The sequence below is a fragment of the Novosphingobium sp. genome, from assembly GCF_049240505.1.
In the GTDB taxonomy this organism is placed as follows: domain Bacteria; phylum Pseudomonadota; class Alphaproteobacteria; order Sphingomonadales; family Sphingomonadaceae; genus Novosphingobium.
In genome coordinates this window covers 1-25619 of record NZ_JBMLSM010000229.1, presented here as the reverse complement: position 1 = coordinate 25619, position 25619 = coordinate 1, and the positions used below count along the sequence as shown (strand labels likewise).

At 62.9% G+C, this 25619-nt stretch carries 29 protein-coding genes; 19 read left to right on the top strand and 10 right to left on the bottom strand.

What is annotated here, in order from left to right; all coding sequences use genetic code 11:
• The 3 genes from ACOVQ0_RS19290 to ACOVQ0_RS19280 all read right to left on the bottom strand — a co-directional run.
• Positions 1–403, bottom strand: a 403-nt coding sequence (locus tag ACOVQ0_RS19290; RefSeq protein ID WP_421888402.1) for a guanylate kinase, incomplete at its 3' end; no start/stop codon positions are given.
• A gap of 60 nt (positions 404–463) precedes the next feature.
• Entirely contained in the window at positions 464–856 is a 393-nt protein-coding gene (locus tag ACOVQ0_RS19285) for a hypothetical protein (RefSeq protein ID WP_421888399.1), read from the bottom strand.
• Positions 857–892: 36 nt separating this feature from the next.
• Positions 893–1390 carry an SspB family protein gene (locus ACOVQ0_RS19280; protein ID WP_421888396.1) on the bottom strand — a complete coding sequence of 166 codons (498 nt, stop codon included), beginning with the start codon at positions 1388–1390 and terminating at the stop codon, positions 893–895.
• 85 nt (positions 1391–1475) lie between these two features.
• Between ACOVQ0_RS19280 and hisB the strand changes: the two genes are divergently transcribed.
• The 14 genes from hisB (at position 1476) to ACOVQ0_RS19210 (ending at position 10732) form a co-directional block, all read left to right on the top strand.
• The gene (gene hisB, locus ACOVQ0_RS19275; RefSeq protein ID WP_421888393.1) at positions 1476–2069 is read left to right on the top strand and encodes an imidazoleglycerol-phosphate dehydratase HisB; all 594 of its coding nucleotides are present in this window, start codon (positions 1476–1478) and stop codon (positions 2067–2069) included.
• The gene (gene hisH / locus ACOVQ0_RS19270; RefSeq protein ID WP_421888390.1) at positions 2062–2691 is read left to right on the top strand and encodes an imidazole glycerol phosphate synthase subunit HisH; all 630 of its coding nucleotides are present in this window, start codon (positions 2062–2064) and stop codon (positions 2689–2691) included. Before hisB ends, hisH begins: the two co-directional genes overlap by 8 nt.
• Before the next feature lie 4 nt (positions 2692–2695).
• Positions 2696–3421, top strand: coding sequence for a 1-(5-phosphoribosyl)-5-[(5-phosphoribosylamino)methylideneamino]imidazole-4-carboxamide isomerase (gene hisA / locus ACOVQ0_RS19265; RefSeq protein ID WP_421888387.1), 726 nt, complete (start codon positions 2696–2698; stop codon positions 3419–3421).
• 126 nt (positions 3422–3547) lie between these two features.
• Entirely contained in the window at positions 3548–4309 is a 762-nt protein-coding gene (hisF, locus tag ACOVQ0_RS19260; RefSeq protein ID WP_421888383.1) for an imidazole glycerol phosphate synthase subunit HisF, read from the top strand.
• Positions 4310–4419: 110 nt separating this feature from the next.
• Entirely contained in the window at positions 4420–4584 is a 165-nt protein-coding gene (locus tag ACOVQ0_RS19255) for a hypothetical protein (protein ID WP_421888380.1), read from the top strand.
• Positions 4585–4754: 170 nt separating this feature from the next.
• On the top strand, positions 4755–5078 hold the full coding sequence (locus ACOVQ0_RS19250) for a phosphoribosyl-ATP diphosphatase (protein WP_421888377.1): 324 nt from the start codon (positions 4755–4757) through the stop codon (positions 5076–5078).
• Position 5079: 1 nt separating this feature from the next.
• A complete protein-coding gene (locus ACOVQ0_RS19245) occupies positions 5080–5457 on the top strand; it encodes a histidine triad nucleotide-binding protein (protein WP_421888374.1) in 378 nt (125 codons plus the stop codon).
• Positions 5458–5532: 75 nt separating this feature from the next.
• Entirely contained in the window at positions 5533–5997 is a 465-nt protein-coding gene (locus tag ACOVQ0_RS19240) for a YbgC/FadM family acyl-CoA thioesterase (RefSeq protein ID WP_421888371.1), read from the top strand.
• The gene (gene tolQ, locus ACOVQ0_RS19235) at positions 5994–6695 is read left to right on the top strand and encodes a protein TolQ (protein ID WP_421888368.1); all 702 of its coding nucleotides are present in this window, start codon (positions 5994–5996) and stop codon (positions 6693–6695) included. Before ACOVQ0_RS19240 ends, tolQ begins: the two co-directional genes overlap by 4 nt.
• Before the next feature lie 3 nt (positions 6696–6698).
• Positions 6699–7148, top strand: coding sequence for an ExbD/TolR family protein (locus tag ACOVQ0_RS19230; protein WP_421888364.1), 450 nt, complete (start codon positions 6699–6701; stop codon positions 7146–7148).
• A 10-nt stretch (positions 7149–7158) separates the two neighbouring features.
• On the top strand, positions 7159–8121 hold the full coding sequence (locus ACOVQ0_RS19225; RefSeq protein ID WP_421888362.1) for a hypothetical protein: 963 nt from the start codon (positions 7159–7161) through the stop codon (positions 8119–8121).
• Positions 8118–9491 carry a Tol-Pal system beta propeller repeat protein TolB gene (gene tolB / locus ACOVQ0_RS19220; protein ID WP_421888359.1) on the top strand — a complete coding sequence of 458 codons (1374 nt, stop codon included), beginning with the start codon at positions 8118–8120 and terminating at the stop codon, positions 9489–9491. The genes ACOVQ0_RS19225 and tolB overlap by 4 nt, the downstream gene beginning before the upstream one ends.
• 89 nt (positions 9492–9580) lie before the next feature.
• Complete coding sequence (pal, locus tag ACOVQ0_RS19215; RefSeq protein ID WP_421888356.1) at positions 9581–10090, top strand: peptidoglycan-associated lipoprotein Pal; 510 nt, start codon at positions 9581–9583, stop codon at positions 10088–10090.
• Positions 10091–10198: 108 nt separating this feature from the next.
• Entirely contained in the window at positions 10199–10732 is a 534-nt protein-coding gene (locus ACOVQ0_RS19210) for a J domain-containing protein (RefSeq protein ID WP_421888353.1), read from the top strand.
• A 3-nt stretch (positions 10733–10735) separates the two neighbouring features.
• Here the strand turns inward: ACOVQ0_RS19210 and ACOVQ0_RS19205 are convergent, their stop codons facing one another.
• The 5 genes from ACOVQ0_RS19205 to ACOVQ0_RS19185 all read right to left on the bottom strand — a co-directional run bounded on the left by ACOVQ0_RS19205 (position 10736) and on the right by ACOVQ0_RS19185 (position 15086).
• A complete protein-coding gene (locus ACOVQ0_RS19205; RefSeq protein WP_421888350.1) occupies positions 10736–11914 on the bottom strand; it encodes a CCA tRNA nucleotidyltransferase in 1179 nt (392 codons plus the stop codon).
• Positions 11907–12509 (bottom strand): NUDIX hydrolase, encoded by a 603-nt coding sequence (locus ACOVQ0_RS19200; protein WP_421888347.1) that lies wholly within the window; start codon positions 12507–12509, stop codon positions 11907–11909. The genes ACOVQ0_RS19205 and ACOVQ0_RS19200 overlap by 8 nt, the downstream gene beginning before the upstream one ends.
• A complete protein-coding gene (locus tag ACOVQ0_RS19195) occupies positions 12506–13075 on the bottom strand; it encodes a DUF1285 domain-containing protein (RefSeq protein WP_421888344.1) in 570 nt (189 codons plus the stop codon). Before ACOVQ0_RS19195 ends, ACOVQ0_RS19200 begins: the two co-directional genes overlap by 4 nt.
• A gap of 22 nt (positions 13076–13097) precedes the next feature.
• Entirely contained in the window at positions 13098–13607 is a 510-nt protein-coding gene (locus ACOVQ0_RS19190; protein WP_421888341.1) for a GNAT family N-acetyltransferase, read from the bottom strand.
• Positions 13608–13688: 81 nt separating this feature from the next.
• On the bottom strand, positions 13689–15086 hold the full coding sequence (locus ACOVQ0_RS19185; RefSeq protein WP_421888338.1) for a helix-turn-helix domain-containing protein: 1398 nt from the start codon (positions 15084–15086) through the stop codon (positions 13689–13691).
• A 144-nt stretch (positions 15087–15230) separates the two neighbouring features.
• On the opposite strand from ACOVQ0_RS19185, the gene ACOVQ0_RS19180 reads away from it, so the two are divergent.
• The 3 genes from ACOVQ0_RS19180 to ACOVQ0_RS19170 all read left to right on the top strand — a co-directional run bounded on the left by ACOVQ0_RS19180 (position 15231) and on the right by ACOVQ0_RS19170 (position 19632).
• Positions 15231–16826, top strand: a complete 1596-nt coding sequence (locus ACOVQ0_RS19180; RefSeq protein ID WP_421888335.1) for an isocitrate lyase — start codon at positions 15231–15233, stop codon at positions 16824–16826.
• Between the two features lie 130 nt (positions 16827–16956).
• A complete protein-coding gene (locus tag ACOVQ0_RS19175; protein WP_011444689.1) occupies positions 16957–17115 on the top strand; it encodes a hypothetical protein in 159 nt (52 codons plus the stop codon).
• Positions 17116–17334: 219 nt separating this feature from the next.
• Positions 17335–19632: a putative bifunctional diguanylate cyclase/phosphodiesterase gene (locus ACOVQ0_RS19170; RefSeq protein WP_421888405.1), complete on the top strand. Its 2298-nt coding sequence runs from the start codon at positions 17335–17337 to the stop codon at positions 19630–19632.
• A gap of 3 nt (positions 19633–19635) precedes the next feature.
• Here the strand turns inward: ACOVQ0_RS19170 and purQ are convergent, their stop codons facing one another.
• The gene (gene purQ, locus ACOVQ0_RS19165) at positions 19636–20313 is read right to left on the bottom strand and encodes a phosphoribosylformylglycinamidine synthase subunit PurQ (RefSeq protein ID WP_421888332.1); all 678 of its coding nucleotides are present in this window, start codon (positions 20311–20313) and stop codon (positions 19636–19638) included.
• Positions 20314–20330: 17 nt separating this feature from the next.
• Positions 20331–20564, bottom strand: a complete 234-nt coding sequence (purS, locus tag ACOVQ0_RS19160) for a phosphoribosylformylglycinamidine synthase subunit PurS (protein ID WP_421888329.1) — start codon at positions 20562–20564, stop codon at positions 20331–20333.
• Between the two features lie 454 nt (positions 20565–21018).
• On the opposite strand from purS, the gene ACOVQ0_RS19155 reads away from it, so the two are divergent.
• Together ACOVQ0_RS19155 and ACOVQ0_RS19150 are read left to right on the top strand one after the other, a co-directional pair.
• A complete protein-coding gene (locus tag ACOVQ0_RS19155) occupies positions 21019–21627 on the top strand; it encodes a TetR family transcriptional regulator (protein ID WP_421888326.1) in 609 nt (202 codons plus the stop codon).
• A 2-nt stretch (positions 21628–21629) separates the two neighbouring features.
• Positions 21630–25553, top strand: coding sequence for a tetratricopeptide repeat protein (locus ACOVQ0_RS19150; RefSeq protein WP_421888323.1), 3924 nt, complete (start codon positions 21630–21632; stop codon positions 25551–25553).
• The last annotated feature ends 66 nt before the right edge of the window (positions 25554–25619 follow it).

Genomic DNA, 25619 nt, shown 5'->3' with positions numbered 1-25619 from the left:
GCACCACATCGGCCTGCGCCTTCTGGTAAAGCTGCTGCGTGCCCTGCCAGTCGATATCGAACAGCACATCGCCACCGGTCTTCAACCGATCACGGATGCGCCCCTTGGGCGTACCGTAGGAATTGCCGAAAACCACGGCCCATTCGTAGAAATCGTTGGCTTCGACCATGCGATCGAACTCGGCCTGATCGACGAACCAGTAGTCCTTCCCGTCAACCTCGCCTTCGCGCATCGGGCGGGTGGTGACCGAAACCGAAGCCTTGATTTCGGCGTCCAGCGCCAGCAGCTTCTTGGCGATGGTCGTCTTGCCCGCGCCCGATGGCGATGACAGGATCAGCATCAAACCCCGCCGGTGCAGGGTATCGTCGCCTTCAGATTCGCTGGGTGAAGATGCAGGTGCCATGCGCGCTAGTGGCGCATGGGTTCCCGACCGGTCAAGTGCGTATCGGTCCGCCCATTGTGTTCAGGCCTTCTTGCCGCGTTCGGCCTGTTCTTCGACTGCGGCTGCGCCAACGGCTTCGGCCTTGCGCTTCTGCTTGCGGTCGTAAAGCGATTTGGCCACCAGCCCGCCGCCCACCACGATTGCGCCGGGCACGGATCGCGTTGCCACGCGGGCCAGCGCGGTGCCCACAAGCGTCTGCATCATCGTGCGGCCCTTGATGATCTTTCCGGCTTTCGCGGTGCCCAGCGCGGTTCCGACCAGCCCTTTTTCCACCCCGCGCCGCAGCAGCGCGCCACCAGCACGCAGGGCGATGTCGGCAAGGATCAGGTTGGTCATCGGGTTCGGGCTGGGGGCAGGCACCTTGCTGGCGGCCTTCTTCGCCACCGCGATCACCTTCTTGCCACTTTTCGTCATGCCCAGGCCTTTTGTCAGCGGGGCGCTAACAGCCCCTTACTTCTTCTTGCCGAAATCCACGGTGACAACGTTTGATCCGTCGTCGCTGCGCTCAACGGCGGGCTTGTCGGCTTGTTCCGGCGAATCGTTTTCGGCCTGCTCGACCGGCTCCGCCTCGTCATCGACAACAGCCTGAAATTGCAGGCCGAAATCCACCGCCGGATCGACGAAGGCGGTGATGGCAGAGAAGGGGATCACCAAGGTTGACGGGATCTGGTTGAACGAAAGGCCGACGCTGAAATGGTCGTCGTCCACTTTCAGATCCCAGAACTTGTTCTGCAGGACGATGGTCATTTCATCAGGAAAGCGTTCGCGCAGGCGCTGCGGAATGTCCACGCCGGGCGCGCCGGTCTTGAACGTGATATAGAAATGGTGCGTGCCGGGAAGGGCGCCGCCCGACGATACGACCTGGCCCAGGACCCGGCCAACCACGGCGCGCAGCGCTTCCTGCACGATTTCGTCGTAGGGGATCAGGCTGTCAGGTGCATCGGTCATGCCGCCACAACTGGCCTTGAGGCGCGCGCGGGTCAAGTGGGCACGGTGATTGATTCTCAAGAAGAGGGGCGTATAGGCGCTTTCCATGCGCACCGGATCGATCACGCGAAAGACCGAGGAAACCGACATTGCCGTGTCGGTGAACCTCGATGGCACCGGCACCTACAAGGTGGATACCGGCATCGGCTTCCTCGATCACATGATCGAACAGTTCAGTCGCCATTCGCTGATCGATATCGAATGCCGCGTGAAGGGCGATCTCCACGTCGATCAGCACCACACGACAGAAGACAGCGCCATCGCGCTGGGGCAGGCCATTTCGCAGGCGCTGGGCGACAAGAAGGGCATCACCCGCTACGGCCACACCTATTCCCCGATGGACGAAGCGCTGAGCCGCGTCGCGCTCGACATTTCTGGCCGTCCGGTGCTGATCTGGAAGGCCGCGTTTACCCAGCCCCGCCTGGGTGAGATGGACACCGAACTGTTCGAACACTGGTTCGCCTCGATCAGCCAAGCGGCGGGCATCACGCTGCACATCGAAAGCCTTTACGGGTCGAACAACCACCACATCATCGAGGGTATCTACAAGGGCTTTGCCCGCGCGATGCGGCAGGCCATCGCTATCGATCCGCGCAAAGCCGATGCTGTTCCTTCCACCAAGGGCATCCTCGGTGGCTGACACTCTCGCGCTGGTCGATTACGGTGCGGGCAATCTCCGCTCGGTCGAAAACGCGCTGAAAGCGGCGGGCGCGCAAGGCGTTGTCGTGACCGCTGATCCAAACGTGGTTCGGGCCGCCGATCGCATCGTCCTGCCCGGCGTCGGTGCGTTCAAGGCCTGCGTAGGTGCACTTAGGTGCGTTTCAGGATTGATCGAGGCAATGGAAGAGCGCGTCCTTGTCGGCGGTGCTCCATTCCTTGGAATTTGCGTGGGAATGCAACTGCTTGCCGATCGCGGCGTGGAGCATGGCGTGATGCAGGGGCTCGGCTGGATCGGCGGTGAGGTGCGCGTCATCGAACCGGCCGACCCTTCGATCAAGGTTCCGCACATGGGCTGGAACGATGTCGCCCCGATGCCCCATGCAGGCGGGGCAGAACTGCTGGAACCGGGCGAGGCCTATTTCCTCCACTCCTATCATTTCGTGCCGGAAGAGGGTGCGCACGTGGCAGCGATGAGCGATCACGGCGGCGGCATTGTGGCTGCGGTGGCGCGCGACAACATCCTTGGTGTGCAGTTCCACCCGGAAAAGAGCCAGTCCTACGGGTTGTCGCTGCTTGCCCGTTTTCTTGAATGGAAGCCCTAAGACAATGATCGTTTTTCCGGCCATCGATCTCAAGGGCGGTCAGGTCGTCCGCCTTGCCGAAGGCGATATGGACCGCGCTACGGTCTATGGTGACAATCCCGCCCATCAGGCGAGCCTGTTTGCCGAGGCTGGCAGCCAGTATCTTCATGTCGTCGATCTCGACGGTTCGTTCGCGGGCCGGGCGGAAAATCGCGAGGCGGTGGAAGGTATCCTCAAGTCCTTCCCCGGCCACGTCCAGCTTGGCGGCGGCATCCGCACGCGCAAGGCGGTTTCAGGCTGGTTCGATCTTGGCGTGGCCCGCGTGGTGATGGGCACGGCGGCACTGAAAGACCCGCAGTTCGTCAAGGACATGGCCAAGGAGTTTCCGGGCGGGATCGTTGTGGCGGTGGACGCGCGTGACGGCATGGTGGCGACCGAAGGCTGGGCCGATGTTTCCGATGTCGAAGTGGTCGATCTGGCCCGCCGGTTCGAGGATGCGGGCGTTGCCAGCCTGCTGTTCACCGACATTGGCCGCGATGGTCTGCTCAAGGGCGTGAACCTTGATGCGACGGTTGAATTGGCGCGGCGTGTGGACATTCCGGTGATCGCCAGCGGCGGGGTGAAGGGCATCGACGATATTCGGATGCTGAAGATTCACGAGGATGACGGGATCGAAGGTGTTATTACCGGGCGTGCGTTGTTCGAAGGTCGGCTTGATCTGAAAGCGGCGATTGCGATGGCTGAGGCTTGAGATGTTGCGAGGCATCCTTCGACAGGCTCAGGATGAGCGGGTTTGGGGTTACCCGTCTGCCAACACTCCGCTCATGCTGAGCCTGTCGAAGCATGTGGACGCACAGCCCCACCGGAGCCATGAACCATGACCGTCCGCGTCCGCGTCATCCCCTGCCTTGATGTCCGCGATGGCCGCGTGGTCAAGGGCGTGAACTTCGTCGATCTGCGCGATGCGGGCGATCCGGTGGAGCAGGCGCGCGCCTATGACAAGGCGGGCGCCGACGAACTGTGCTTCCTCGACATTTCCGCCAGCCACGAAGGGCGCGGCACGCTGCTGGATGTCGTGGCGCGCACGGCGGAAGTCTGCTTCATGCCGCTGACCGTCGGCGGCGGGGTGCGGGCGGTGGAAGATGCCCGCGCGCTGCTGCTGGCAGGGGCGGACAAGGTGGCGGTCAATTCTGCCGCCGTGGCGCGGCCCGAACTGGTGCGCGACATTGCCGAGAAGTTCGGCGCGCAATGCGTGGTCGGATCGGTCGATGCGCGGCGGGTTGCGCCCGGCAAATGGGAAATTTTCACCCACGGCGGGCGCAAGGCTACCGGCATCGATGCGCTGGCCCATGCGGTGAACCTTGCCACATTGGGTGCGGGCGAACTGCTGGTCACATCGATGGACGGGGATGGCACGCAGAAGGGCTATGACCTTGAACTGACGCGCGCGATTGCCGATGCGGTTCCGGTGCCGGTCATCGCCAGCGGTGGCGTAGGCTCGCTTGATCATCTCGTTGAAGGCGTGACCAAGGGCCATGCCAGCGCTGTTCTGGCCGCTTCGATCTTCCACTTCGGCACGCATTCGATTGCCGAAGCGCATGGGGCATTACGGGCCGCAGGGCTGCCCGCACGGTCCTGAGGTTGAAGCTGAGTCCCAACATGGGTCATTAACCATCTGATATAGGGGATTTTCCCGAATCGCCGCTTCTGGCAGGGCAATTGCGTTAACATTTGCAAGGTGCCTGCTTCGTGGTTCGTCCGGTATTGTCCCTCCTCATATTGATCGCGTCGGCTGCGCCCGCTGCGGCGCAGTCGGGCGGCATTTCCATTCCCGAACCGACCGATGGCGCGTTGTTCGCGATGGGGCTGGTTGGCCTGATCGTGGGGCGCCAGATCGCCAAGCGGCGGGGCTGAGGCTTACACATTGTCATTCCCGCGCAGGCGGGAATCCAGCGTTCAGAGGGTCGTCGCGTTTGCGACGGCTTTTTTGGTTGGACTGGATTCCCGCCTGCGCGGGAATGACGATAGTTGAGAGACGTGCCAACTCTTGACCATCGCCCCCCATCCGCGCCATTGCGGGCCGCATGGAACACGGTGACATTCTCGTCCGGCTTGAAGCCACGATAGCCCAGCGTTGCGCGGGCGATCCTTCAGCCAGCTATGTGGCGAAGCTGAACGCCAAGGGCGTTGCCAAGATCGCGCAGAAAGTGGGCGAGGAAGGCACCGAAACCGTGATCGCCGCACTGGCCGGGGATCGGCAGGAACTGGTCGGCGAAGCGGCGGATCTGATCTTTCACCTGATGGTGCTGCTTTCCGCCAAGGATGTGCCGCTGGCCGATGTGCTGGCGGAACTCGAACGTCGTGAAGGCACATCGGGCATTGTCGAAAAAGCCAGCAGGAGCAGCTGACATGGCCGTTGACGCAACGCTTCCCTATGATGACCAGAACATTTTCGCCAAGATCCTGCGCGGCGAAATTCCCAATCGCACGGTCTTTGAAGATGACTTTGCGCTGGCGTTTCACGACATCAATCCGCAGGCTCCCACCCACGTTCTGGTGATCCCCAAGGGCGCTTACGTGTGCTGGGATGATTTTTCGGCCAAGGCCACCGACGCCGAAATTGCAGGGTTTGTGCGTGCGGTGGGCAAGGTGGCGCGCGATCTGGGACTGGTTGCGCCGGGCTATCGCCTGCTGGCCAATACGGGGACGGACAGCCATCAGGAAGTGCCGCATCTGCACGTTCATCTCTTTGCCGGGCAGCCGCTCGGCCCGATGCTGGTGCGCTGAAAGGGTCCGTCACGGGGGTAAGCGGTTAACCAAGCCTTGCCCAACGACTCGTCGCAAGGCTAGAGTCCTGCGCGAATGCAAATCCCCGCACCGCCTTCCGGCCTGTTCGATGGCCCGCAGCACCTTTATGCCGTCCGTGTCTATTTTGAGGACACGGACCTTTCGGGCGTGGTCTATCATGCCAATTACCTGCGCTGGTTCGAACGCGCCCGATCAGACATGTTGCGCCTGCTGGGCATAGACCAGCGAACCGCTCACGAAGCGGGCGAGGGGGCCTATGCCGTGAGCGAAATGGGCTTGCGCTATTTGCGCCCGGCAAAGCTGGATGACGATGTGCTGATCCGCAGCCACGTGGCTGAACTTTCCCCTGCCACCTGCCGGATCGTGCAGCGTGCGTTCAGGGAAGACACGCTTCTGTGCGAGGCGAAGGTGCGCGTTGCCTTCGTCGCTCCCAATGGTCGCCCACGTCGTCAGCCGCGCGAATGGGTGGCAGCCTTTCAAACCATAACCACTGCCCCTGAAGGACCGAAAGCCGCATGATTCTCCCGATGCTCGCCAATGGCGTTTCCTTCGCGCCGACCTCGCTGAACCCGGTGCAACTGTTCCTCGATGCTGATTACGTGGTGCAGGGCGTGATGGTGGGGCTGGTGCTGGCCAGCATCTGGACCTGGACCATCATCATCGGTTTTTCGCTGAAGATGGGCAGCGTTCAGCGCGGCTGCGACAAGTATGAGCGCGCGTTCTGGGAAACGCGCGACATTGACGCATTCCAGAAGGAGCAGAAGGGCAAGGATCTGCCTTCCTTGCGCGTGGCCAATGCGGCGCTGGCCGAATGGCGGCGCTCCACATCGGGCAAGGCGATCGATCGCGAAGGCACCCGCCAGCGCCTGACCACGGCGCTGGATGGCGCGGTGGTGCAGGAAACCGATACGCTGGCCAGCCGGTTGAACTTTCTTGCAACGGTAGGCTCGGTTGCCCCGTTCGTGGGCCTGTTCGGCACCGTATGGGGCATCATGGACAGCTTCTTCAACATCGGTGCGCAGCAGAATTCCTCGCTGGCGGTGGTCGCTCCCGGCATTTCCGAAGCGCTGTTCGCCACGGCCATCGGCTTGTTCGCGGCTATTCCGGCGGTCATCGCCTACAATCGCTTCTCGCACCGGGTGAACCGCTTTGAAACGCGGCTCTATCGCTTTGCCGACCGGTTCCACGCCTCGCTCAGCCGCGAACTGGAGGCCTGAGGCATGGCGATGTCAGTCGGAGGCGGCGGAGGCGGTCGCGGACGGCGGGGCCGGGGTGGCCGTGCCGCGATGAGCGAGATCAACGTCACCCCGCTGGTCGACGTGATGCTGGTGCTGCTGATCATCTTCATGGTCACCGCCCCCATGCTGGCCGCTGGCGTGCCGGTGGACCTGCCCGACAGCAAGGCCGATCCGCTGGACCAGCAGCAGGACCAGATCACCGTCAGCATCGATGCCCAAGGCGCGGTGTTCCTTGATGATCAACAGCTTGCGCCGGGCGAATTGACCGACCGCTTGGCTGGCCTGCAGCGCGGAGAAAAGCCGCCGCTGGTTACCTTGCGCGCCGATCGCGTGCTTGATTGGGGTCGCGTTGCCGCCGTGATGGGCGAATTGAACGCGGCGGGCTTCAAGTCGATCTCGCTGGTCACCAACAGTTCATCCGCGCCGCAATAGGTCTGATTTGATGGGGAATCTGACCGCAGGAGGACTTTCGAAGCAGGAAGGCGCGGGGCTGGCCATTGCGGCTGCGGCCCATGTCGCGCTGCTCGTTGCCTTCACGCTTTCACCGCCCGGAAAAACGGTGAAGCCGCCGCCTGAGCGGATGGAAGTCACGTTCTCCGAAGAAATCTCGCAACAATCGACCTCGCCCGATCCGATGGCACAGGCCGCGCCCGATGTTGCGCCGGAACTGGGTGAGGCGCAGCCGGAGCCGGTAGTCGAGCCACAGCCTTTGCCGGAACCGCCTAAACCTGTCCCGCCGCCGCCAGCGCCCAAGCCGCAACCTGCGCCGCCCAAGCCCGCGCCGAAGCCGCAGCCGAAGCCGGTTCCACCCAAGCCGGCACCTCCAAAACCGGCTCCGCCTAAGCCTGCGCCGCCCAAAGCGCAGCCGAAGCCTGCTCCCAAGCCTGCGCCAGCAAAGGCGGCGTCTCCGGCCAAGGCGGCTCCGGCAAAAACGGCCCCGGCCAAGACCGCAACCGCCGACACCAGCCCGCGCCGTCGTCCCGATGCGCCCGCTGGTGGCAGCCGCGTCGGACAGGACTTTCTGAAAGGCATCCCCGGCGCGACCAAGCCCGGTACGGCCAAATCGCCGCCTGCCGCCACAATCGGGCCTGATGTGCGCTCTTCTCTCGCGGGGGCGATATCGCGCCAGATCAAGCCGCACTGGGCCGCACCGCAAGGCGTGGATGCGGACAAGCTGATCACGATCCTTGCATGGGATCTCAACGCCGATGGAACCCTTGCGGGGCGTCCGCGCGTTGTCGACCAGCAGGGCATCACGCCCGCGAACGAGGCGCAGGCCAAGCGTCACGCCGAACAGGCGATCCGCGCGGTGCAGCTCGCCGCGCCGTTTGATCTGCCCGACATGTATTATGCTGGCTGGAAGCGCGTTGCCGCGTTCCGCTTTGACAGGAAGTTGTCCCAATGAAGTTGCGTTTTCTGGTCCTTGCCGCAGGCCTTGTTTCGCTTCCCGCGCTGGTTGCCGCGCAACAGGTCACGCTGCCCGATTCTGCGACCCAACCCGCGGATGAAGGGCTGACAGGCTCTGTCTCGGACGAAAACGAATGGCAGGATCTGGGCATCGCGATTCCCGCGTTCCCTACCAACCAAAGCGTTGCCACGGCGGCGGAAGGTGGCACGACGGACGCTTTGGGCCGCAACGTGGCGCGGGTGGTGTTCAACGATTTGAAGAACAACGGGTTGTTCAAGCCGCTTGGCCCCGATCAGCTTCCCGCAGTGGCATTCCCGCAAGTGGCGGCACCCACGTTCGATACATGGCGCGGGCGCTCGGCAGAAATGCTGGTGCAGGGTTTCGTGAAAGCCAACCCCGATGGTCGGCTGACGGTCGGCTGCTATCTCTATGACGTGGCGCTGGGCAGCGAACTGGCGCGGCAGGGCTATGTCGTGAAGCCAGAGGAATGGCGGCGCGCTGCGCACAAGTGCGCCGATATGGTCTATTCGCGCCTGTCCGGGGAAAGCCCGTTCTTTGACAGCAAGATCGCCTATATCGCGGAAACCGGTCCCAAGGACCGCCGCCGCAAGCAACTGGCCATTATGGATTCCGATGGCGCGAACCATCGCTTCATCACCAACGGTCAGGCCACCGCGCTGACGCCGCGCTATTCGCCGGATTACAGCCGTATCGTCTATCTCAGCTATCTGAATGGCGCCCCGCGCATCTACGTTTACAACGTGGGCACGGGGCAGCAGACGCTGGTGACGTCGAGTACCAATCCCACTTTTGCGCCGCGCTGGTCGCCCGATGGGAAATGGATTCTCTATTCGATGGCAGTTGCGGGCAATACCGACATCTATCGCGTGCCTGCCACCGGCGGCACTTCGACGCGCCTGACCGACAGCCCCGGCATCGACGTTGGCGGCTCCTATTCGCCCGATGGCAGCAAGATCGTGTTTGAAAGCGATCGGTCGGGCGGGCAGCAGCTCTATGTCATGAACGCCGATGGATCGAACCAGAAGCGCATCAGCTTTTTCGGTGGTCGTGCCGCCACACCAGAATGGTCGCCGCGCGGGGACCAGATCGCGTTCACGCACATGGCGGGCAACTTCAAGATCGCGGTGACCGATCCTTACGGCAAGAGGATGCGTTCGCTGACCGATAGCTGGCAGGACGAAGCGCCCACTTGGTCGCCCAATGGCCGCATCGTGCAGTTCTTCCGCACTGAACGGGGCAGCGGGAAGACCGGAATCTGGCAGGTCGATCTGACCGGTCGGAACGAGCGGAAACTGAATACGCCTGTCGATGGTTCGGACCCTGCATGGGGACCGGTCCTGCCTTGAAGCGCCCGGAAAACCGCCTCTTGTCATTCGCGCGTGCAAACCGCACGATGCCCGCACCATCTCTCCCGTCCCTCCCAAAGGAGAATGCCATGAACCGTTCCATCCTGATCGCCGGAATTGCGGCCACCACGCTGGTGCTGGGCGCTTGCGCTTCGAAGCCCAAGGAACTGCCGCCCGAACCCGGCACGACCAACACACAAACCACGCAGGCACCGACCCAGCCGACCGGCCCGGTCCCCGGCAGCCAGGCCGATTTCCTTGCCTCGGTCATGTCTGACACGGTGCTGTTCGATCTTGATCGCTACAATATCGATGCGTCTGATCAGGGCATCCTGCAAAGCCAGGCGCAGTGGCTGGGTCGCTATCCGAACAAATCGGTAACGATCGAAGGCCATGCCGACGAGCGCGGCACGCGCGACTATAACCTTGCACTGGGTGAACGCCGCGCGAATGCGGCAAAGAACTACCTTGTCAGCCTCGGCATCGATCCATCGCGGGTTACGGTGCTGAGCTATGGCAAGGAGCGTCCGATTGCGCTGGGTTCCGACGAGGAATCGTGGGCACGCAACCGCCGCGCGGTGACCGTTACCGTCAATTGAGGCCACGCACGTAACGGCAAAGGCCCGGACATTGCTTCCGGGCCTTTTTGCTTGTCGGGCACGCGGTGCATCTTGACCTTTGGCTCTACGTTTGGCTTTGCAGCAGGAATGGCGCGCAACACTCGATCTTCTGACTGGGGCTTTCCCCGCTGGCGCGGCTACGGCAGTGGGCGCGATGCGGCGCCCGTTCGCTTGTGCGACCGCGCCGGGTGCAACGAAAAGGGCGAATGTCCTGCGCCCAAATCGCCCAACAGCCCGGATCGCTGGTATTTTTGTGTGGCCCACGCTGCCGAATACAATCAGGGCTGGAACTACTTCGAAGGGCTGGACAAGGAAGAGGCCGAAGAGCGCGAACAGGCCGAGCGCAGCGATACGTCAGGCTATCGGCAGGCGTCGTGGGCCGAATGGGGCGGTTCGGGCGATGGCACGCGCAGCCGCGATGAACTGCGCGCGCTTGAAACGCTGGGCCTTGATCCCGATGCCGATTTCGATGCGGTGAAGAAGGCTTGGCGCAACAAGGCCAAGGAAGTCCATCCCGATGTCCGCCCCGGCGACAAGGCCGCGGCGGAGCAGTTCCAGAAGCTTCAGGTGTCCTATGAAGTGCTGCGCGCGGCAGAAGAACGCCGCGAGTGGAAGGGCTAAGGATCAGTTCTTCGCAAGCGCTTCGTCGAGCAGTTCGGTAACGCGCGCTTCACCGGGAAAGCCCTCGGCAACCCACTGACTTTCAACCGCCCGCAGCGTTCGCGCCACTTCCGGCCCGGCCGTAACGCCACGCGCCACGATGGCACCGCCCTTGAGCGGGAAGGTGGGAATGTCCCATCCGTCGAGCGCAGCCACGGGCTCCCCTGCCAGCAGCAGCCGGTCCCGTGCCTCCGCCATGCCCAGCCGATAGGCCAGCGCTCTTGGCTGCGAGACACCGCCATCACGTGCAGCCGCCGTGGCCAGCCGCTTGCGTTGTGCCACGGACAACCGCAGCCGCGCGGCAACCTGCTCTACCAACGGCGGGTCAGCGGGCAGCAGCGCGGCCAGGCGTCGCAAGGCATCCGGCGCAACGCCCTGAGCAGCCTCGTGCGCAATCAGCGTTTCCAGTCCGCCTACCTCGGCCTCGGGCAGAACTTGCGCCAGCACGCCCAGTTCCGCCATGCGCCGCACCGTGGGCGCGGGATCGGGCAGGGCAAGCAGCGTCATCAGTTCCCAGCCAATCCGCTCGCGCGATAGGCCTTTCATTCCCGCAGCCAGTTCGCTGACCGCAGCTTCCGCCTCGGCATCGGCAGGTGTCGATCCGAACCGCGCCTGAAAGCGGAAGTAGCGCAAAATGCGCAGATAATCCTCGCGGATGCGCTGGCGGGCGTCACCGATGAACCGCACCCGCCGCGCTGCCAGATCGGTCTGACCGCCGTGGTAGTCGAACAGTTCAAGCGTGCGCGGATCGGCATAGAGTGCGTTGATGGTGAAATCGCGCCGGGCCGCATCGTCACGCCACTCGGTGGAGAACGCGACCGTGGCGTGGCGGCCATCGGTAGAAACGTCGCGCCGCAGCGTGGTGATTTCCACCGGCCCGCCGCTCAGAACGGCTGTCACCGTGCCATGTGCAATCCCCGTCGGCACGGATTTGATTCCCGCCGCTTTCAGCCGTGCCGCCGTTTCGTCAGGCAACAGCGTGGTGGCCATGTCGACATCCTTGGGCGCAATGCCCAGCAGGGTATCGCGCACCACGCCGCCCACCCAGCGGCAGTTGCCCTCAGCTTGAGGATCGAGCGCTTCGACCAGCGCGGCCAGATCGGCCCGCGCGGTCCATTCCACTGCGGGTAACCGTTCAGTCATGCCAGCTCATCCGCTTGGAAAGGTTGGAGATGATCGCTGCCGTCACGCCCCAGATACGATGCTCGTTCCACATGATCTCGATGTAGCGCCCTTTGCGTCCCTGAAATTCCGCCGATTGCCAGACATGCTGCGCGGGATCGAGCAGGAAGCCCAGCGGCGGTTCGAACCAGCCTGCCACTTCCGCCGGGTTCGGGGTGATGGGTAGATCGGGCGGCACCATCGCCAGCACGGGCGTGATGTCATACCCGGTGCCGGTGCGAAAGCGATCGGTCGTGCCGATCACGTGCACGTCTTCAGGACGGATGCCCAGTTCTTCCCACGCCTCACGCAGGGCGGCTTCGACCGGCGTTTCGCCCGGATCCAGCTTCCCGCCCGGAAATGCTGCCTGCCCCGGATGCGCGCGCATGTGCGACGGGCGATGCGTGACCAGAACGCCCGGCCCGTCAGCATGGCCCACCCGGTCCGTTACCGCGATCAGCACGGCGGCGGGGCGCAGCCCGTGTTCGGGCAGGGGGCGCCAGTCCTCGTAAAGGTCTTGCAGCGGTTCGCGGTGCCCTTGTTCGTAAAGCTGCGTCAGCCGATCAATGAGCGTCATGCCGCAGGCACCAGCGCAAACTGTGCGCCCATGCTTTCCACGGCCAGATCATCTTCGTTCAACGTCAGCGCATGATCGATCAACTGGCCATAGGTGCTGCGATTGAGCCGTGCTTCAAGCCCGTGTCGCACCGAAAGGTAGAACGCAGGCACGTCCGTCGTGCCGTCAACGCGGATGGGATGCTCAGGTCCGCAGGCCACCAGATCATCGGAATTGAGCCGGAACGTCAGCACAGCCCGGCCCGCGTCATCCGCCTTCACCTGCATGTCCACGGCAATGAACGCCGCATCTTCCACCGCAATGGCCAGCTTTTGAAACGGCGTGACCAGCCAGTGTTGCCCGGCATCGTCGCGAATTAGCAGTGAGGAAAACGTCCGCACCATCGCCGGGCGCTTTATTTCGCCGCCCTGATGGAACCAGCGGCCATCGGCGGCGATGCACATCTCGCTTTCGCCCACGTCCTGCGGGTTCCACTGATCAAGCGGTGGCAGCTTGCGCGCGGCCACCTGCTCGGCCAGTTGGCCAAGGCTCAGCGATGCGAGTTCGGGCGGTGGAACGTAGGGCACCTATTGCCGATGCCAGATCGGATCAGCGCCGCCAAGGCCCCAACGTGCCCTCTTGCGGCAGAACGGCGGGATTGGCGGTACGGCACAGCAGGCGGCGCTGCTCATACGGTCCCGGCAAGGTCCACCCGGCGGTGTGGCTGTTGCTGAAGCCAAAGAAGCGCTCGTAATATTCGGGATCGCCGATCAGCACCTGCGGCAGCGGCGCGCGCGGATCGATGGCGGTCAGCACGGCGGTCATCAACGCCTTGCCAAAGCCTTCGCCCTGCAAGTGCGGCATGACCGCCACTGGACCGACCATGATCATCGGGTGCATCCGCCCTTCGCCATCGGTCAGCGCCACAGGCCAGCTCTGGATCGATCCGGCCAGCATGTCGTTGTCATCCAGCGCGGCAAAGGACAGGTTGCCCAGCGGCTCCATTCCTTCGCGCACCTTGTAGGCAGTTCGTCCGCGCCGCGCCGGTTCGAACGCTGTGTCGAGCAATTGCTCGACCAGTTCGGGATCGACATCGGCAAGCGGAATGATCTTTGACAACGGCGGGACTTTCTCAGGTCCGGGGGCACCGGAAGGAAGCGCGCCGATAGCCGTCCCGCATGACGGCTGCAAGTAAACTGCTCAACTCTCTGCAAAGCTGAACGGCTCTGCCCCGCGCCGGTAATCATCAGGCAGGATTTCGCGCCCGATTGGTGGTTCCGCCCGCGCGGTGCATTGCGCGCGATGGCACAGGCGGCAGGTCACGCCGATGGGCGTTGCCACGGCGGCCTTCGGGTCCGCGCCAGCGGCATAGATCAGCCTCGGCGCGTGCTCTGCTGCGCAGGCCAGCGCGATGGCGCGCGTGGTGCGGGGGCGATCAAACCCGCCGCCGCCGGAAGTGACCGTGCGCGCCAGCGAAAAGAATCGCTGTCCGTCCGGCAATTCCAGCCACTGGGTGACGATTTCGCCGGGCGTGCGGAACGTTTCATGCACTGACCACAGCGGGCACCCTCCGCCATGCGCGGCAAAGGGAAAGCCCGCGCCATCCAGCCTTTTGGAAACATTGCCTGCCGCATCCACGCGGATGAAGAAGAACGGCACCCGTTCCTGCCCCGGACGGTTCAGCGTGGTCAACCGGTGCGCCACCTGTTCGAAACTCGCCCCGAACTGCCCCGAAAGCGCCTCAAGATCATAGCGGCGCGCATCCACCGCTCGGGCGAAGCGATCGTAGGGCATGACCAGCGCCGCTGCAGCGTATCCCGCCAGTGCACGCCGCACCAGTTGCGCTGCCGTTTCGCTGGCAAAGCTTTCGCCCCGGATCACGGCAGAAATTTCAGCCCGCAGCGCGGTGTAGGCGATGTGCTGCAACAGTTGCCATGTGCGCCCCGATGGCGGCAAGGTATCGTCTACCAGCAATTGTTCGTTGTGCCGATCATAGCGCCGCACCGCGTCCATCATCACATCCGGCGGCAGAAACCGCACGCGCACCCCGCGCAGCCTTAGCCATTCCGCCGGGCCACCCGCTTTGTCGATCTCCGCCGAAAGCTCCTCCGCTTTCGAATCGATGGCGGGGAAATAATTGCGCCGCGCGGCCACGAATCGCCTTGCTTCGCCTACCGGGTCGCTTGTGCCGGGGCCGGGCAGAGCGCTACGCTGTTCGGCCAGCGCCTGCTGTTCGCGCTGCCACGCACCATAAAGCCGCAGAAGAGCCTCTGTCACGCCGGGAAAGCTGGCCGCAGCGTCTGACACTTCCAGCGCGGGCAGATCGATATCGGCAAAGATCGGATCGCGCAGGGCATCGGCCAGCCTGCGCGCGTAATCGTCGCGCTCGTCGCTGGCGAGGTCGGCCATGTCGAGCTTGTAGGCCCGCGCCAGCCGCAGCAGCAGATCGGCGGTGAGCGGGCGCTGGTTGCGTTCGATCAGCGCGATGTAACTGGGGGAGATGCCGAGTTCATCAGCCATCGCCTGCTGCGTCAGCCCCAATTCGCGGCGGATGCGTTTGAGGCGCGGCCCCAGATAAAGCGGTCTTGTCGACATCACACATGGCCCTTGTATCGGCTGCACAACTTTACAAGCATATTCTGTAAAGTTTGACAACATTACCGCGCGAGCCGTTCCGCCTCAGCGATTCGCCGGTTATCCCGGCCTCACACCAGACGCACACCACGTGAGGGAACACGGGACATGACCTACCACAGCAAGATCGTCGAGGCCGGGAAGGCCATCGCTCCGTTCAGCCAGACCTGGGACGGGATCGAACCCGAAAGCGTGGCTCGTATGCGCCTGCAGAACCGGTTCCACACCGGGCTGGATATCGCGCGCTACACCGCAAAGATCATGCGCGCCGATATGGCCGCCTATGACGCCGATCCCGCGAAATACACCCAGTCGCTCGGTTGCTGGCACGGGTTCATCGGCCAGCAGAAGATGATCTCCATCAAGAAGCACTTCGGCACCACCAAGGGGCGTTACCTCTACCTGTCGGGCTGGATGGTTGCCGCGCTGCGCAGCGAATTCGGCCCGCTGCCCGACCAGTCGATGCACGAAAAGACGAGCGTTTCGGACCTGATCGAGGAACTCTACACCTTCCTTAAGCAGGCCGATGCGCGCGAACTGGGCGGTCTGTTCCGCGAACTCGATGCCGCCAAGGCTGCGGGCGATGCGGTGAACACGCACCGCCTGCTCCACAAGATCGACGAGTTCGAAACACATGTCGTGCCGATCATCGCCGATATCGATGCGGGCTTCGGCAATGCCGAGGCGACCTATCTGCTGGCCAAGAAGTTCATCGAAGCCGGTGCCTGCTGCATCCAGATCGAAAACCAAGTCTCCGATGAAAAGCAGTGCGGCCATCAGGACGGCAAGGTCACCGTACCGCACGAGGACTTCCTCGCGAAGATCCGGGCGGTCCGCTATGCCTTCATGGAACTGGGCGTCGATGATGGCGTGATCGTTGCTCGCACCGACTCGCTGGGCGCAGGCCTGACCAAGCAGATCGCCTATACCCGTGAACCGGGCGACATTGCCGATCAGTACAATTCGTTCCTCGATTGCGACGAAGTCGATGCGGCAACGCTTGGCCACGGCGATGTGCTGATCAGCCGGGATGGCAAGCTGATGCGCCCCAAGCGCCTGCCGTCCAACCTGTTCCAGTTCCGCACCGGAACGGGTGAAGATCGCTGCGTGCTCGATTGCATCACCTCGCTGCAGAACGGCGCCGACCTGTTGTGGATCGAAACCGAAAAGCCGCATATCGGCCAGATCGGTGGCATGGTCAGCCGCATCCGCGAAGTGATCCCGAACGCCAAGTTGGTCTACAACAACAGCCCCAGCTTCAACTGGACGCTCAACTTCCGCCAGCAGGTGTTCGATGCGATGGTCGAAGCCGGAAAGGATGTCTCGGCGTATGATCGCTCGAAGCTGATGAGCGTGGACTACGACGGCACGGAACTGGGCATGGAAGCCGACGAACGCATCCGCACCTTCCAGAAGGACGCGGCGCGCGAAGCGGGCATCTTCCACCACCTGATCACGCTGCCGACCTACCATACGGCCGCGCTCAGCACCGACAATCTTGCCAAGCGCTATTTCGGTGAAGAAGGGATGCTGGGCTACGTCAAGCAGGTCCAGCGCGAGGAAATCCGTCAGGGTATCGCCTGCGTGAAGCATCAGAACATGTCGGGGTCCGACATTGGCGATGATCACAAGGAATACTTCTCGGGCGAGGCCGCGCTCAAGGCGGGCGGTGCCCACAACACGATGAACCAGTTTGCCGCGTAACGCGGCGCAGAAATAGCCCCTCCCTTTCAGGGGAGGGGTCGGGGTGGGGGTTCTCAGTCGAAAACCACCACCTCACCCAAGCAAATCCTCGCGGCAATCACGCCCCGAAGATCCAAGAAGGAGACCCACAATGGCTGAACCTGCACGTGCCCGCGCGGTCCTCTCGACCGAGGACTTCAAGCTGATCCGCGAAGCCGTATTGCACTATTTAAAGGCGATCGAAGACCAGCCGGAATCGGTAAAGTTTTCGAACCTTTACCACCGGCTTGGCAGTGCTCTGGGTCGTTAAGACCGGTGCATTAGCCACTTAAGGACCTTTCCTGGGGAGGAAAGTCCGGCCCGTCGCACTCCAACCGGAGCGCGGCGGGCCATTTTTTTAACCATCATTGTCAGCAAGGTGCGGGATTTGCTTACTTTTGGCTAATGAATCACCGGTATTCCAGTGCGCGTGACGAGCCAGCCTGCACCCTTGAGCGAATCCCGCGCGACCGACCTACCCGTGCTCGCCGTGATTGGCCTGCGCGAACCGGCAGAGGGCGATTGGGGGCGATTGCGCGGTTTGCAGTATTCAAGCCTCGGCAAACTGGCCTTTGCGCGGCTGTTCGCCCATGCGCTCGCGGCGTTGCTGGTGCTTCAAATCTATGCACCCAACCTCCATGTCGCGGCGCTGGTCGGGTGGATGGCCGTGCTGATTGGTGTGCTGATCGTTGGGGCGCGCTTTGATCGTTCGTTGCAGGATGCGGATCGCCGCCGGGTTTCGCGGCAAGAGATGCACCGCCAGACGATAAGTTCGCTGGGCGTGGCGGCGGTCTGGTCGGTGCCGATGCTGGTATTTTCGCACTTTGGCGATCCGGGGCAGCGGCTGATGCTCTGGACCGTGCTGGCCCTGTTGATGACCGGTATGGCCATCACCTTTGCCGCGCTGCCCATCGCCACCGTGATGTTTTCCGGCGTCGTAGGACTGACAGCCATCGTGACCTTCGCGATCTGGGGGCAGTTCACCGCTGCTGCCGTGGCATTCGCATTCGTGGTCATTGTCAGCATCGGCGCGGTCGATGCGGCGCGCAATTTCCTTGGTGCGCGGGTGGCCGAGGCGGGGATGGCCGAAAAGGCTGAAGTCGTCTCGCTCCTGCTGCGCGAATTTGAAGAGGGCGATGCCGACTGGCTGTGGCAGGTCGATGCCACGCGGCGCGTCCGCTCGGTCAGCCCACGCTTTGCTTTTGCGCTGGGGGATGATCCCGAAGACGTCGAAGGCAAGCCGCTGATCCAGCTTATCGCTGGCGAGGCTTGGGACACCGGCCATTTCCATTCCAGTCTGCACGATCTGGCAGAGCGGCTGAAGCGGCGCGAGAGTTTCTCCAATCTTATGGTTCGTGTCGTCCTGCGCGGCAATCCGCGCTGGTGGGAACTTTCGGCCTCGCCCAAATTCGACGAGAACGGCACTTTCGTCGGTTTTCGCGGTGTGGGGTCGGACGTCACCGAACAGCGCGAAAGTGCCGAGAAGATAGCCTGGCTCGCCCGTTACGACACACTCACCGGCCTGCCCAACCGCCTGATGCTGACCGAGGCATTGGGTGATGCGATGGTCTACGCCGAAAAGTGGCGCACCAACTGCGCATTCCTGATGATCGACCTCGATCGGTTCAAGGCGATCAACGATACGCTGGGCCATCTGGTTGGTGACCAGTTGCTGGCGCTGGTATCCGAGCGTCTGAAGAAGATAGCGCGCGAGAATGAGGTTTGCGGGCGTTTGGGCGGCGATGAGTTCGGCGTGGTGGTGCGCGATGCCGGAAACGTCCAGCGCATTGCCGATCTCAGCGCGGCAATGATCTCTGCGCTCTCGATGCCCTACGAGGTGGATCACCACACGCTCTATGTCGGCGCGAGCATCGGTTCAGCGTTTGGCCCGCGTGATGGCGCGACGGTGGAAACTCTCCTGCGCAACGCCGACCTTGCGCTCTATCGTGCCAAGGATGAGGGGGGAGGGCGGCATTGCACCTACGAGCCATCGCTTCACGCTCATGCCGAAGAGCGGCGCAAGCTGGAATTCTCATTGCGCCACGCGCTGGAACGCGATGAATTTTCACTGATGTATCAGCCCGTTGTCGATGCGATCACCGAAAAGGTGTTGAGCTTCGAAGCTTTGCTGCGCTGGAACAGTGCTGAGAATGGCTTTGTAAGTCCGGTCAAGTTCGTGCCCATTGCCGAGGATACGCGGCTGATCGTGCCGATTGGCGAATGGGTGCTGCGCACCGCGTGCCGCGAAGCGATGAAGTGGCCGGGCAATGTCAAGATCGCGGTCAACGTATCGGGTGAGCAACTGCTTGACCCCTACTTTGCCGAGACGGTGGTCGGCGCGCTGGCTGCCAGCGGGCTATCGCCGCACCGGCTTGAGATCGAGGTGACCGAGAGCATCTTCGTGCGCGATGGGACGACTGCGCAGATGACGCTTGAAAACCTGATGGGCATCGGCTGCGGCGTGGCGCTCGACGATTTCGGGACCGGCTATTCCTCGCTCGGTTATCTTCGCAAGATGCGCTTTTCCACGATCAAGGTCGACCGCAGCTTTGTGCAGGGCGCGGCACGGGAGAACCCGGAAAGCCTGGCCATCTGCCGCGCGGTGGTGGCGATGGCCGACAGTCTGGAAATGTCGACCACGGCAGAAGGCGTTGAAACGGAACTGGAACTTGAAGTGATCCGCAAGATCGGCTGCAAGAAGATCCAGGGCTATTACTTTGGCCGCCCGATGAGCGGGGCCGATGCGCTGGCCCTGTTCGGTCCGGCCCGCCAGCGCCAGCGGGCCTGAGCGTTACGCAGCGACTAGGCCGCGAACCACGCTTTCGAACAGTGCGCGACCGTCTGATCCGCCATGTGCGGCTTCGATCATGCGTTCGGGGTGCGGCATCATGCCCAGCACGTTACCGCGATCGTTCAGAACGCCCGCAATATTGCGGGCCGAGCCGTTGACCGTTTCACCATAGCGGAATGCCACGCGGCCTTCGCCCTCGATGCGGTCGAGCGTGGCATCGTCAGCAAAGTAATTGCCATCGTGGTGCGCGACAGGGATCGTGATCTGCTGGCCCGCGTCATAGCCTGCGGTGAACAGCGACTGGTTGTTTTCCACCGTCAGAGTCACGTTGCGGCAGACGAAGCGGATGCCCGCGTTGCGCATCAGCGCGCCGGGCAGAAGGCCCGCTTCGGTCAGCACCTGGAAGCCGTTGCACACGCCCAGCACGGTCACGCCGCGCTCAGCCGCGCGGACCACCGCCTGCATCACGGGCGAGCGGGCGGCCATCGCGCCGGAGCGCAGATAATCGCCATAGGAAAAGCCGCCGGGCAGGGCGATGAAATCGAGGCCTTCGGGCAGATCGGCATCGCCGTGCCACACGCGATGGACGGTTCCGCCGCAGACCTGTTCGATGGCGACGGCCATGTCACGGTCGCAGTTGGAGCCGGGGAATGTGATGACGGCGGAGGTGAAGGCCATGTCTATCGCTCCTGCGCTCAGGCCGCCTTTTCGATGCGGTAGTTTTCGATCACCATGTTGGCGAGGAGCTTCTTGCACATCTCGTCAAGCGCGGTGTCTGTGGTGCTGTCGGCCACATCGAGTTCGATCACGCGGCCTGCGCGGACATCATTCACGCCTTCGAAGCCCAAGCCTTCCAATGCGTGGTGGATGGCGCGGCCCTGCGGATCGAGCACGCCGTTCTTGAGGGTGACAATGACGCGGACCTTCATCGACGGGGCCTTTCGGACGCTGATAGCTGTGAGAATCTTGTGGGGCCTATGCAACCGGAAGCGGCGAAGAGCAAGGCCAAGATGGGGCAATTCCGTTCAGGTTCAGGGCGCTTTTCCTGAAAGGGTTTACACAGTTTACACAGTCTTGAGAAACATTCACGCGGCCTTTCCGCTGGGCTGAAACGCTGCCGACATAGCTTCGCAACCATCGGGAAAATGGACGAAAAGTGTGTGGTGAGGACTTCATGAACCAGAGACTAGCGCGCTTTGCGTAAGTAGGAAAACGATCGCGCGGCGAGGGCAGCTTTGGGGTAACGTCAATCTACCCAAGGACAGGGTTTTGTCCTTCCGGTGGCAGGGCTGCCTGCACATTCGCACCCCACGCGCAGTAGCGCCGCCCTGCCACCGCTTTTTCCGATCTTTACATGACGCATGTGTCAGATATGGTTGCGCCATGCCCCGCGTAACCCCGTCCGACCGTCGTGAACGCATCCTTGAAGCCGCGCGCGAAGAATTTGCGACACGTGGCTTTGCTGCCGCGCGAATGGAAGATGTGGGCAAGCGTGTGGGGATCAGCCGCGCCGCGCTCTATCTGGCGTTCGACAGCAAGGAAGCGCTGTTCCGCGAACTTGTCTCGCACGTGATCACCGAAATCATGCCGACCCTGCTGCCGAGCGACTATGGCGCGCTGCCAGCGCCCGCACTTTTGCGCGGGTTCGTGAAGAACGCGATGAAGCGCATGGCCAGCCCCGAAATGGCGTTTCTGCCCCGGCTGATCGTGGGGGAAGGGCGCAATTTTCCCGAACTGGCGCGATTTTATCACGAGACGGCAATGATCTGCGTGCTGGGCGCGGTTGAGCGGCTGATCATTCATGGCTTGGAGCGCGGCGAATTTGCCTGTTCAGACCCGAAGATGGTGGCGCACAGTGTGACTGGCAGCATCATCCATGCAGCATTGTGGTGTAATGTGTTCGAACCGGTGGGGGCCGAGCCGCTGAACGTGGAATGGCTGGCGGAATGCCAGGCTGAACTGGTTCTGGCGGGATTGGGGCGGGGGAATTAAATGTGATCAAACAGCATGGGTGCCATCATGTCTTGCTGGTTGCCTGTGCTGCAGCACTGGGAGCCGCGCAACCCGTAAGTGGACAGGCGCTGGCAGCGGATGCAGAACCGGCCGGTGTTGAAGCCGACCTTTCGACGCTTGAAGCGCTTGAGCAGGCCGAAGCGCGGTTTTCTGCGCTCTATTCAACCGACAAGCCCGCCGCGCTGGTCTTGATCGAAAGGATCATTCCGGCCCGCATCGCGCGCAGCGGAGCCGGTGCAGCCGACACGATCGAGGCGTTGGAAGCGCGCGCAGCGCTGCTCGACGATCTTGGCCGTGCTGCCGAGGCAGCACCCCTTTACCGCGAAGTTCTGGCCGCGCGACGCAGGAATGCCGGTGACGAAGCGCCGCGCACTTTGATGACATGGCACAATACGGCGTTTGTCCTGGCGCGTGCCGGGCAACGTGATGCCGCAATAGCGCATTACCGCGACGTGCTTCGCATCAGAACTGCTACGCTGGGTGAAGCGGCGGACGATACTGTGGTGACGCGCGGCGAACTGGCCCGGCTGCTGACGGCCAGCGGACAGTATCCTGAAGCACTGGCTTTGCTGGAAGATAATGTGCGGCACCAGTCGAGCCGCCACAAGGCAGACTCCGATGAAGTGTTTCGAGCCTTGAGCGCACATGCCGATGCGCTGGATACGGCGGGAAAACCGCAACTGGCCGAGCCGATCTATCGCAATGTTTATGAGCGGTATCGCGAAACGAAAGGTGCCGAAGATCCGGCCACGCTGAATGCGATGCACAACCTTGCCTATATTCTGGAAACGCTGAACCGATCGTTGGAGGCAGAGGTCGTTCACGCCGGACTGGAAGCGTTGCGACGCAAGATTTACGGCACCGACGATCCGCGCACTATCCAGACAATTGGCAATCACACCACGACGCTTGTCAGCCTGCGCCGCTTTGCCGATGCGGACAAATTGCTGCAGGAATTGATCGCCTTGCGCACGGCGCGGTTCGGGCAGGACGACCCTGCCACCACCGCAGCCGTCAGAAACCGGATGATGGTTCTGGCCGAAATGGGCCGCCTTGATGAAGGGCGCGCGATTGGCGAGGCGCTGCTGACGCGGCAGCACCGGGCCATCGGTGAAGCTGATCCAGCCACTTTGACGACGCTCTATGCCATTGCTGCCATGTATCGCCGGGCGGGCGATTACAGCGCGGCCGAACCGCTCTATCGCCAGACTTTGACCCTGCGCAGCAAGGTTTTGGGAGAGCGCGATCCCGACACGATCTGGGCAATGGCATCGCTGGGCAGCACGCTTGAAACGCTTGGGCGGTTCGATGAGGCTGAGCCTTTGCTGCGGCGGACCTGGCAATTGCGAAGGGAGGTTCTGGGCGAAACCCATCCCGATACGCTGGCGGCGCTGGGCAATCATGCCAGCGTGCTGGATTCGCAGGGGCGCACCGACGAGGCGCGCGACAGCTATGCACTGGCGCTGCGCCTGCGTCGTGACAACTTTGGCCCGCGTGATCCCGGCACGCTGACCGCCATGCACAACTATGCCTACAGCCTTGAGATATCAGGCCGTCTGGAAGATGCGCGCAAGCTTTATACCGAGACGATGAACCTGCGCAGCGAAGTGCTGGGTGACACCCATCCTGACACGCTGACGACGTTCAACAATCTTGCCCAGATTTATGAAAGCCTTGGGCATCACAAGGAAGCTGCGGAGCTGTTCGAGACGGTCGTTCTGGCCCGACGCAAGTTCCTTGGTGAACGCCATTCCGATACATTGAGCAGCATCAACAACCTTGCCGGGGTCTATGACGAACTGGACCGGGTGGATGAAGCGGCGGCATTGTATGAAAGCGTGCTGGCAAGCAGGATCGAGACACAGGGCGCACGCCATCCCGATACGGTCAATGCACGGGTCAATCTTGGCTATATACGTGGGCGACAGGGCAGAAGGGCAGAATCGGAACCGATCTATGCCGAAGCGCTGGCGATTGCGCTGGCAAGCTTTGGCCCGCGTCATCCTTCTACGCTGACGGCCGCAGGGAACCTTGCAAGGGTGCGTTTGCGCATGGCGGGGCACGAGGCGGATGCGATGGTCCCTGCGCGTTTGCTGATCGATGCTGCCAGAAGCAATGCGCTGGCGGGGCAGGAGGCTGTGGAAGCCGAGGCAGCCAAGGCTGACAAGGAGGCTGGTATGGCCTTCCGTCTGTTTGCCGATGCAGCATGGGCCAATCGGCATGTGCCGCGAGATGGGCGCAGGGGTAGCGACCCGCTGGAGGCTGAAGTCTTTGCGGGCCTGCAGGATTCGCTGGTATCCTCAACGAGCCGCGCGCTTGCCCGTAACGCGGCACTGCAAGCCGGGAAGCGGGCGGGGCTGGGCGCGATCACGCAGGAGCGTGATGTGTTGGTGGAGCAGCGGCGGACGCTCGATGCGGCGCTGATCGCAACCTATCTGGAAAAGAGCGACGATTCCGCGCGGAAGACCACCGAGCAGCAATTGCGCGCCGCCGACAGTCGGCTGGCGGCGATTGACGCGGAAATCGAACGCAAGGCGCCCGATCTGTTCTCGCTGATCCATCCGCGTGCGGTATCGCTGGATGCCGCGCGGAATTTGCTGCGCGATGACGAAGCGGCGCTGACTTTGGTGCCGACCGAGCATGGCGTGCATATCATGGCACTGACCCGCGATGGGCTGACGTGGCACCGCAGCGCGATAACGTCTGCAGTTCTGGCCCGGCATGTCCGCCGATTGCTGTGGGATGTGGGTGCGGATGTGGAGGTTTCGCAGGGCGAAGCGGCGGAATGGGGCGCGGAAGGTGCGGGCGCACTGCCCTATGACTTCGAGACGGCAAATGCGCTTTACCGCGCGCTGATCGCGCCGGTTGAACCGGCATTGGCGGGCCGAAAGCATTTGTTCGTATCGGCAGCGGGTGTTCTCTCTCGGTTGCCGCTGGGCATTCTGGCAAGCGAAGTGCCTGCGGGTGCCAATGGCGATCCGGCGGTGCAGCGAAGCGCGAAGTGGATGGCCGACAGGTATGCGATTTCGGTCCTGCCTTCGTTGCAGGCATTGCAGTTCCTGCGCCAGTTCCGGGTGGGTGACGGTGCAGCCCAGCCGCCGTTCCTTGGCTTTGGCGATCCGGCGCTTGATGGCATCGCGCAGCAGCGTGGTGGGCGCGGCAAGGCGGTGGGGAGCGCTTCCGAAGGCGGATTTGCGCGATTTTTCGGCGCGACCCGCAGCGGTGGTGCGGGCATGGCCAGCCCTGCCGAACTGCGCAAGCTGGCGCGGCTCCCGGAAACGCGGGTGGAGATCGAGCGGCAGTGGCTGGCATTCGGCAAGCCGGAACACGCGGTATTCCTGGGCGCGGAAGCGACCGAGCGACAGGTGAAGCAGATACCGTTGGCCGCAGGCGTATTGAGCTTTGCCACGCACGGCCTGCTGGCGGGTGAACTGAAAGGCAACGCTGAACCGGGACTGGTGCTGACGCCGCCAGATGTGCCGAGCGAGCTTGACGACGGGCTGCTGACGGCATCGGAAATCGCCGGGTTGAAGGTCAGCGCCGACTGGGTGATCCTTTCTGCGTGCAACACGGCAGCGGGCGATGGCAGCGATGGTGCGGCAGGGCTATCCGGGCTGGCGCGCAGTTTCTTCTTTGCAGGTGCACGCAACCTGCTGGTGTCGCATTGGCCGGTGCGCGATGATGTGGCGGCGCAATTGACGGTCCGCGCAATCGAAATGGCGCGCGACAATCCTGATCTTGCCAGATCGACCGCGCTGCAAAGGGCGATGGCGGAGATTCGCCGCAACCCTTCACACGATACCGATGCCGATACCTGGGCGCATCCTTCAGCGTGGGCGCCGTTCTCGATGGTGGGCGATGGCGCGCTGACGCAGATGGATGCGGCGGGTTCGGTGAGGCGTTAGAGCCAGATGACATAAGGTTGCACCGCCGAGACGGAGCCGATTTTGGCCCAGCGCGAGGAGAGAGGA

Excerpts from the sequence above, each read along its gene's own strand:
- ACOVQ0_RS19280 (WP_421888396.1), bottom strand. The coding sequence starts at position 1,390 with ATGACCGATGCACCTGACAGCCTGATCCCCTACGACGAAATCGTGCAG.
- hisF (WP_421888383.1), top strand. The coding sequence starts at position 3,548 with ATGACCGTCCGCGTCCGCGTCATCCCCTGCCTTGATGTCCGCGATGGC.
- ACOVQ0_RS19200 (WP_421888347.1), bottom strand. The coding sequence starts at position 12,509 with ATGACGCTCATTGATCGGCTGACGCAGCTTTACGAACAAGGGCACCGC.
- purQ (WP_421888332.1), bottom strand. The coding sequence starts at position 20,313 with ATGGCCTTCACCTCCGCCGTCATCACATTCCCCGGCTCCAACTGCGAC.
- ACOVQ0_RS19155 (WP_421888326.1), top strand. The coding sequence starts at position 21,019 with ATGCCCCGCGTAACCCCGTCCGACCGTCGTGAACGCATCCTTGAAGCC.
- hisB (WP_421888393.1), top strand. The coding sequence starts at position 1,476 with ATGCGCACCGGATCGATCACGCGAAAGACCGAGGAAACCGACATTGCC.
- ACOVQ0_RS19205 (WP_421888350.1), bottom strand. The coding sequence starts at position 11,914 with ATGACTGAACGGTTACCCGCAGTGGAATGGACCGCGCGGGCCGATCTG.
- ACOVQ0_RS19230 (WP_421888364.1), top strand. The coding sequence starts at position 6,699 with ATGGCGATGTCAGTCGGAGGCGGCGGAGGCGGTCGCGGACGGCGGGGC.
- ACOVQ0_RS19240 (WP_421888371.1), top strand. The coding sequence starts at position 5,533 with ATGCAAATCCCCGCACCGCCTTCCGGCCTGTTCGATGGCCCGCAGCAC.
- hisA (WP_421888387.1), top strand. The coding sequence starts at position 2,696 with ATGATCGTTTTTCCGGCCATCGATCTCAAGGGCGGTCAGGTCGTCCGC.
- tolB (WP_421888359.1), top strand. The coding sequence starts at position 8,118 with ATGAAGTTGCGTTTTCTGGTCCTTGCCGCAGGCCTTGTTTCGCTTCCC.
- ACOVQ0_RS19245 (WP_421888374.1), top strand. The coding sequence starts at position 5,080 with ATGGCCGTTGACGCAACGCTTCCCTATGATGACCAGAACATTTTCGCC.
- tolQ (WP_421888368.1), top strand. The coding sequence starts at position 5,994 with ATGATTCTCCCGATGCTCGCCAATGGCGTTTCCTTCGCGCCGACCTCG.
- ACOVQ0_RS19180 (WP_421888335.1), top strand. The coding sequence starts at position 15,231 with ATGACCTACCACAGCAAGATCGTCGAGGCCGGGAAGGCCATCGCTCCG.
- ACOVQ0_RS19225 (WP_421888362.1), top strand. The coding sequence starts at position 7,159 with ATGGGGAATCTGACCGCAGGAGGACTTTCGAAGCAGGAAGGCGCGGGG.
- ACOVQ0_RS19175 (WP_011444689.1), top strand. The coding sequence starts at position 16,957 with ATGGCTGAACCTGCACGTGCCCGCGCGGTCCTCTCGACCGAGGACTTC.
- ACOVQ0_RS19210 (WP_421888353.1), top strand. The coding sequence starts at position 10,199 with ATGGCGCGCAACACTCGATCTTCTGACTGGGGCTTTCCCCGCTGGCGC.
- purS (WP_421888329.1), bottom strand. The coding sequence starts at position 20,564 with ATGAAGGTCCGCGTCATTGTCACCCTCAAGAACGGCGTGCTCGATCCG.
- ACOVQ0_RS19250 (WP_421888377.1), top strand. The coding sequence starts at position 4,755 with ATGGAACACGGTGACATTCTCGTCCGGCTTGAAGCCACGATAGCCCAG.
- ACOVQ0_RS19285 (WP_421888399.1), bottom strand. The coding sequence starts at position 856 with ATGACGAAAAGTGGCAAGAAGGTGATCGCGGTGGCGAAGAAGGCCGCC.
- pal (WP_421888356.1), top strand. The coding sequence starts at position 9,581 with ATGAACCGTTCCATCCTGATCGCCGGAATTGCGGCCACCACGCTGGTG.